Annotated in this window: 5 protein-coding genes; all 5 read left to right on the top strand. The window is 72.6% G+C overall.

Annotated elements, in window-relative coordinates:
* Nucleotides 1-206: 206 nt before the first annotated feature.
* Nucleotides 207-1,121 (top strand): universal stress protein, encoded by a 915-nt coding sequence (locus QH283_RS06910; protein WP_280502181.1) that lies wholly within the window; start codon nucleotides 207-209, stop codon nucleotides 1,119-1,121.
* Between the two features lie 246 nt (nucleotides 1,122-1,367).
* Complete coding sequence (locus QH283_RS06905; protein ID WP_280502180.1) at nucleotides 1,368-2,870, top strand: SulP family inorganic anion transporter; 1,503 nt, start codon at nucleotides 1,368-1,370, stop codon at nucleotides 2,868-2,870.
* Between the two features lie 226 nt (nucleotides 2,871-3,096).
* Complete coding sequence (locus tag QH283_RS06900) at nucleotides 3,097-3,969, top strand: universal stress protein (RefSeq protein ID WP_280502179.1); 873 nt, start codon at nucleotides 3,097-3,099, stop codon at nucleotides 3,967-3,969.
* A gap of 36 nt (nucleotides 3,970-4,005) precedes the next feature.
* Nucleotides 4,006-4,140: a hypothetical protein gene (locus QH283_RS06895; RefSeq protein ID WP_280502178.1), complete on the top strand. Its 135-nt coding sequence runs from the start codon at nucleotides 4,006-4,008 to the stop codon at nucleotides 4,138-4,140.
* Between the two features lie 95 nt (nucleotides 4,141-4,235).
* Complete coding sequence (locus QH283_RS06890) at nucleotides 4,236-6,050, top strand: hypothetical protein (RefSeq protein ID WP_280502177.1); 1,815 nt, start codon at nucleotides 4,236-4,238, stop codon at nucleotides 6,048-6,050.
* The last annotated feature ends 445 nt before the right edge of the window (nucleotides 6,051-6,495 follow it).

Raw genomic sequence — 6,495 nt, 5'->3', positions numbered from 1 at the left:
CCCCGCCCCGGGGGGGGGGGGGGGGGGGGGGGCGCCCGCCCGGGGGGGGGCGCCCCCCCCCGGGGGGGTGGCGGCCCCCCGGCGGGCCGGGAGGCCGCCCCCGCGGCGATTTCGACCCGTGCAGAGAGGACTTTCGGCCTCCCGCGCGCGGGCCGGACCCCGGCCTAGCATGAGGTCACGACCGCCGACCTCCGGGAGGACCGCGCATGACCAGTCACGATCCGAAGCTCGTCTCCGCCCCGATCGTGGTCGGTGTCGACGGCACCGCGGGCGATCTCGCGGTGCGCTGGGCCGCCGAGACCGCCGCGCGCCGCAAGCGGCGGCTGCTGCTGGTGCACGCGGTGAATGTGGCCGCCGCGGCAGCCGTCTTCGGGCCCTACGCCCAGTTCGTGCCGCCGGTGACCACCGCCATGCGCGACACCGGCGCCGAACTGCTGGCCCGCGCCCGCGAACTGGCCGTCTCGGTGGCCCCCGAGGTCGAGGTCGAGACCGAGTCGGTGGACGGCAGCCCGGGCAAGGTGCTCATCGACCGCTCGGCCACCGCGCACATGACCGTGCTCGGCGCCACCGGCACCGGCGGCACCCTGGCCCATCTCGGCTCCACTCTGATCGCGGTGGCCTCGCACGCCGCCGGGACGGTGGTCGTGGTGCGCGGCGCGAACCCGACCGCAACGCAGGATGCGAGTGGGCAGCCGCTGCCGGTGGTGGTCGGCGTGGACGGCAGCGAGTACGGCCGGGCAGCGGTCGAGGTGGCCTTCGCCGAGGCCGCCGAGCGCGAGGCCCCGCTGGTGGCCGTGCACTCCTGGACGGACCTGCCCGCCGAGGGCTTCTTCGGCCTGCCGCCCGGCATCGAGGACCGCGACATCCAGGAGGCCGCCCACCAGTTGCTCGCCGAACAGATGGCGGGCGGGCGCGAGAAGTACCCCGACCTCGAGGTCACCACTCGCACATACCTGTCCGGGCCGCGCAAGCACCTGCGCGAGTGGTCCGAGCGGGCGCAGCTGGTGGTGACCGGCAGCCGTGGCCGCGGCGGTTTCCGCGGCCTGCTGCTCGGGTCCACCAGCAACGACCTGGTGCAGAACGCGCACTGCCCGGTGATGGTCGTGCACCCGAGGAAGTGACGCGCCTGCCGCGTCCGTCGCGGTGAGATGTCGGCCACCCCGGCCCGTCTCGGCTTGCGAGCCGCCCCGGACCGGGCGGTACGCTCGACGGGCCGGGTGATCGCCGGTCCCGGACCCGCGCCGACAGGCCCGAGTTCCGCGACCGTTCCCGCGGATCACCGCTGATTTCCGTGCATCCAGTCGCCTCGTGTCGCCGGGCCCGCCCGCGCGCGGTGGCGCGTGCGCGCGTGACGGACGGAGTGGTGGATGGAGTCGACGCCTCGGCGCGACGAAGGGTCGGTGGCGACGGCGCTGCGCGATCCGCGCAGGCTGCGCGTCGAGGTGCTGGCCGGTCTCGTGGTGGCGCTGGCGCTGATCCCGGAGGCCATCTCGTTCTCCATCATCGCCGGCGTCGATCCGCGCCTCGGGCTGTTCGCCTCCTTCACCATGGCCGTCACGCTGGCCTTCGTCGGCGGGCGCCGGGCCATGATCTCCGCGGCGACCGGCGCGGTGGCGCTGGTGGTGGCCCCCGTCGTGGCCGAGCACGGGGTGGAGTACCTGATCGCGACGGTGATCCTGGCCGGTGCGCTGCAGGTGCTGCTCAGCCTGGCAGGTGTGGCGAAACTGATGCGGTTCATCCCGCGCAGCGTCATGCTCGGCTTCGTCAACTCGCTGGCGATCCTGATCTTCGTGGCGCAGATCCCGCACCTGCTCGGGGTGCCGTGGCTGGTGTATCCGATGGTGGCGGCCGGTCTGCTCATCGTGTGGTTGCTGCCGAAGGTGACCACGGTGGTGCCGGCGCCGCTGGTGGCGATCGTGGTGCTGACCGCGGTGACCCTGCTGTTCGCGGTGGACGTGCCGAGCGTGGGCGATCAGGGCGAGTTGCCGGCGAGCCTGCCCTCGCTGCTGGTGCCCGACGTGCCGTTCACCCTGGACACCCTGCGCATCATCGGCCCGTACGCGCTGGCCATGGCGCTGGTCGGCCTGCTGGAGTCGCTGCTGACGGCGAAGCTGGTCGACGACATCACCGACAGCCACTCCGACAAGACCCGTGAGGGCTGGGGCCAGGGGGTGGCCAATATCGTCACCGGCTTCTTCGGCGGCATGGGCGGTTGCGCGATGATCGGCCAGACCATGATCAATGTGAAGGTCTCCGGCGCGCGCACCAGGATCTCCACCTTCCTTGCCGGTGTGTTCCTGCTGCTCCTGGTGGTCGGGCTGGGCGAGCTGGTCGCGCGGATCCCGATGGCCGCGCTGGTCGCGGTGATGATCATGGTCTCGGTCGGCACCCTGGACTGGCACTCGATCGCGCCCGCCACGCTGCGGCGGATGCCCGTCGCCGAGACGACCGTCATGCTGGTGACCGTCGCGGTCACGGTGCTCACCGGCAACCTGGCGCTCGGCGTGATCTGCGGCGTGCTCACCGCCATGGTGGCCTTCGCCCATCGGGTCGCCCGCTTCGCCGAGGTGGTGGCCGTCGGCGAATCCGACGACGACGGCGGCGCCACCCGCGTCTACCAGGTGCGCGGCGAGCTGTTCTTCGCCTCCAGCAACGATCTCGTGTATCAGTTCGACTACGTGGGCGACCCGGACGAGGTGGTCATCGACCTGTCGCGGGCGCACATCTGGGACGCCTCGACGGTGGCCACGCTGGACGCGATCACCACCAAGTACGCCACGCGCGGCAAGACGGCGCGGATCGTCGGCCTGGACCCGGCGTCCACGGCACGGCACGAGCGGCTTTCCGGGCATCTGACCGGCGCGCACTGACCCGGTAGTCAGCACAGGACCCGGCCTCGGTGTGCCCCGGCTGTCCTGCCGCGGGCGAGCGCCGCGGGAAGCGGCGGGCATTCCGGCGCGGACCCGAGGACCTCGGACCCCTGTGGTGCGCCTCCCGGCCTGCCTATGCTCCGAATGTCCGGTCGGCGTGACCGCTCTACCGGGACGGTCGCTCCGAATACCCGCAAGGAAGCTCGTCTCCGCGGAAAGGCTGCCGATGTCTGTCCCCACGCAAGCGCCCGTCGTCGTCGGAGTGGACGGCTCCGAAACCGCCCAGCGCGCCCTCGTCTGGGCGGCCGAGTACGCCGCCAGGCACCGGCGGCCACTGCACCTGGTGTACGCGATCGGCATGCCGGTCAGCTTCGACCCCGGCTTCGCCGGCCCGGTCGACAACGAGACCAGCATCGAGGCGGCCAAACCGATCGTGGCGGAGGCCGCCGAGACCGCCCGCAAAGCCGCCGCCCCGATCGGCGAGCTGACCACCAAATCCTCGGTGGTGATCTCCGCGCCGATTCCCGAACTGCTGCGCCGGTCCGAGGAAGCGCATCTGGTCGTGGTCGGCAGCCGGGGGCTCGGCGCGTTCCGGCGGGCGCTGCTCGGCTCGGTGAGCACGGCCCTGGCCAGGCACGCCGAGTCGCCGGTGGCGGTGATCCCCGAGCACGAGCCGGCGCCCGAGGGACCGGTGGTGGTCGGGGTGGACGGTTCGCCGGTCAGCAGCGCCGCCATCGCGCTTGCCTACGAGGAGGCCGACGCGGCCGGGGCGAAACTGGTGGCCGTGCACGGCTGGTCGGAGTTCGGCCGCTACCTCTCGCGCGAGGAGATGCAGGGTGAGGCCGAGGCGTTGGTGGCGCAGAACCTGGCCGGATACGCCGAACGCTACCCTGATGTCGTGGTCGAGCGACTCGTCGAGGAGCAGCGCCCGGCCGTACTGCTGTTGCGAGCCGCGGAATCGGCGCGTCTGGTCGTGGTGGGCAGCCACGGCCGCGGCGGATTCCCCGGCATGACCCTCGGTTCGGTCGGCCAGGCCGTGCTGCACGGAACCGAGACCCCGATCATCGTGGTGCGTCCCCGCCCGGGAGCCACCGCCTGACCCACATCCGGGACGACCCGGAGGAAAGAAGCGACGATGTGCCAGCCCGCCCCCTGTTCGACCTGCGGCAAGACCACCTGGGCCGGTTGCGGCCAGCACGTGGAGGAAGTGCGGGCGAGCGTGCCCGCCGAACAGTGGTGCCCCGGCCACGGCGAGCAGCGGGCGGGCTGAGCGACACTCACCCGGCCGGGTGGGTGTCGGACGAACAGATGAAATTCATCGACTGACCGGTACTGCCGTGCAACTCTTCGGCTACTGTCGCCGAAGTGAAGTGGGATCGATCCGCGTTCCGGGCAGTTGTCGTCGCCGTCCTGTGCGCGGTCCTGGTGCTGGCCGGGTGTTCGCGGGGGCCGGAGGCCGAGAAGGTCGCGGTGGCGCCGGGGCAGCAGACAACGGGCAGTTCCGCCGACGGCGGGGTGACCGTCGAGATCCCCGGCACCTCGGTCGACACGTCCGGCGAGTTGCGCATCACGCCGGCGAGTACGCCGGACGGGCGTGCCGGGTGGTCGATCGACCTCGACGGCGCCGAACTCACCGCGCCGGTCACGCTGCGTTTCCCGATCGGTGAGCTGGAGCCGGGTGAGCCGATCCCGGTGGTCACCTATGCCGATGCCCCCGACGGCGAGCCGACCCCGGCCACCGATGTGCGCTACGAGAACGGCCAGGTGGTCGTCACCACCGACCACTTCTCGCACTGGGTGGTGCAGCGCTGGAAGGACATCGCCGACGCCGCGACACAGTGGCTGGGCGCGCGCTTCGACGACCTCGCGAGCCTCGGCCACGGCTCGCCGCCGAGCTGCCCGGGTGAGTACGACGTGCGCAAGGCGGGCTTCGACGCGACCAGTGACCAGGGCAAGCGGGTGTACTGGTGCCTCGGCCAGGACGAGCGCTCGCCGCTGCTGAAAGTGGTGAACGCGCGCGGCTACGGCGTGGCGGTGGAGTACACCCCGGGATTCGAAGTGGCAGCCACCGACCGCAAGGACTGGATCGGCTGGGCGGCCGAGCTGCTGCGTCCGGCGCCGAGCCTGAAGAGCAACCGGGTGGAGCTGCTGCCGCCCGGCAGCGAGATCGAGTTCGACCTGATCGGCAGCCGCGGCACCGACGGCGTGATGGTCAAACCGCATCCGGCGAGCTATCTGCTGACCGCGCTCGACTTCGGCGTCGGCACCTACGCGATGGCGATCGAGCGGGTCGGCGGGCGGGCGGCGGCCGACAAGTTCCTCGCCGCCATGGAGGGCGCGACCTGTCTGAGCTCGTTCAGCAGGATGGCGTCGTCCTCGGACCTCGATGACGTGGATGAGCTGACGCAGTTCTTCGCCGCGGCGCTGAACATGGCGCTCGACTGCGCGGCGCCGGCCTTGGAAGACGCGGATCTCGGGCCGCTGCTGTCGGTCGTCGTCGCCCCGCTGCTGTGGGTGGTGAACGGTGTGCGGACCGCGATCGACGGCTTCGTCGGCGCGTTCGAGCGCATCGACGGCGACGGCTACCAGATCATCGTCACGCGCCCGGTGCCCGACACCGAGATCCTCGAGGTGACGCCCGTCGACCGCTCCGGTGACCCGCTTCCCGGCTGGAACCCGCGCGATACGAGCCGGATGGAGGTCGACTGCCGCTACCCGCGGTCCGGCCCTTACCCCTCGATGTCGTCGCTCGGGACCGACATCGTCGAGTGCGGGTCCACCGCCCAGGTCGCCCACACCTGCTGGATCCATCCCGACCGCACGACGCTGACCTGCGCGGTGGACGTCTGGGAGCGCACATACACGCCGTATCGGGTCGCTGAAGCGCTGCCCACTGTGCCACCCGCCGACGATCCGCAGCCGGAGTGGATCGAACTCGAGGACGGCGCGCATTGCTTCCTCCGGCACGGCGGCGCGTGGGGCGCCCGCTCGGACGGGCTGACCGGCGCCTACGCGTGCCGGGATCGCGACTACGTCGTGCTGACCGACGACGTGCACGCGGTCGACACCAGCAGCAACCAGTGGACGGTCATGGTGGGCGAGATGGGTTCGCCCACCGAGGATTTCCCGCCGCCGACGGTGATGGGAGTCGTCCGCGCCTACTTCGCCGCATCCCCCTGACCCACCTGGAACACCCCGGCTGGAGGAACCGCAGAGCGGCGGCGGCTTCGCCCAGCGGGGTTGTCACCGGATCAGCGGCGCTCGAGTCCCTCGGCCTGCGCCGGGGGGATCGACCCGGTGTAGCCAGGCCCTCGTCCGACCGGCGGCTCAGGGCCGGCTCGGCTCCAGATCCGGGGACCAGAGGGCGTGGGCGTAGTGCTCACGGAAGGTGGGGCGGGTGGCGCGGTTTCGGCGGCGGGAGACGCAAGGCGCTGGTCCTCGAAGTAGAGGCCGCGACCGAGGGCGTCGATGAGCGGGGGGGCTCGCTCGAGGCAGGGGCGTGGGGGGGGGGGGGGGGGGGGGGGGGGGGGGGGGGGGGGGGGGGGGGGGGGGGGGGGGGGGGGGGGGGGGGGGGGGGGGGGGGGGGGGGGGGGGGGGGGGGGGGGGGGGGGGGGGGGGGGGGGGG

Origin of the sequence: Nocardia farcinica, from assembly GCF_029867845.1 — a bacterium.
Classification (GTDB): Bacteria; Actinomycetota; Actinomycetes; order Mycobacteriales; family Mycobacteriaceae; genus Nocardia; species Nocardia farcinica_A.
The sequence above is the reverse complement of the archived record's forward strand: the minus strand, read 5'-3'. Positions and strand labels throughout refer to the sequence as shown.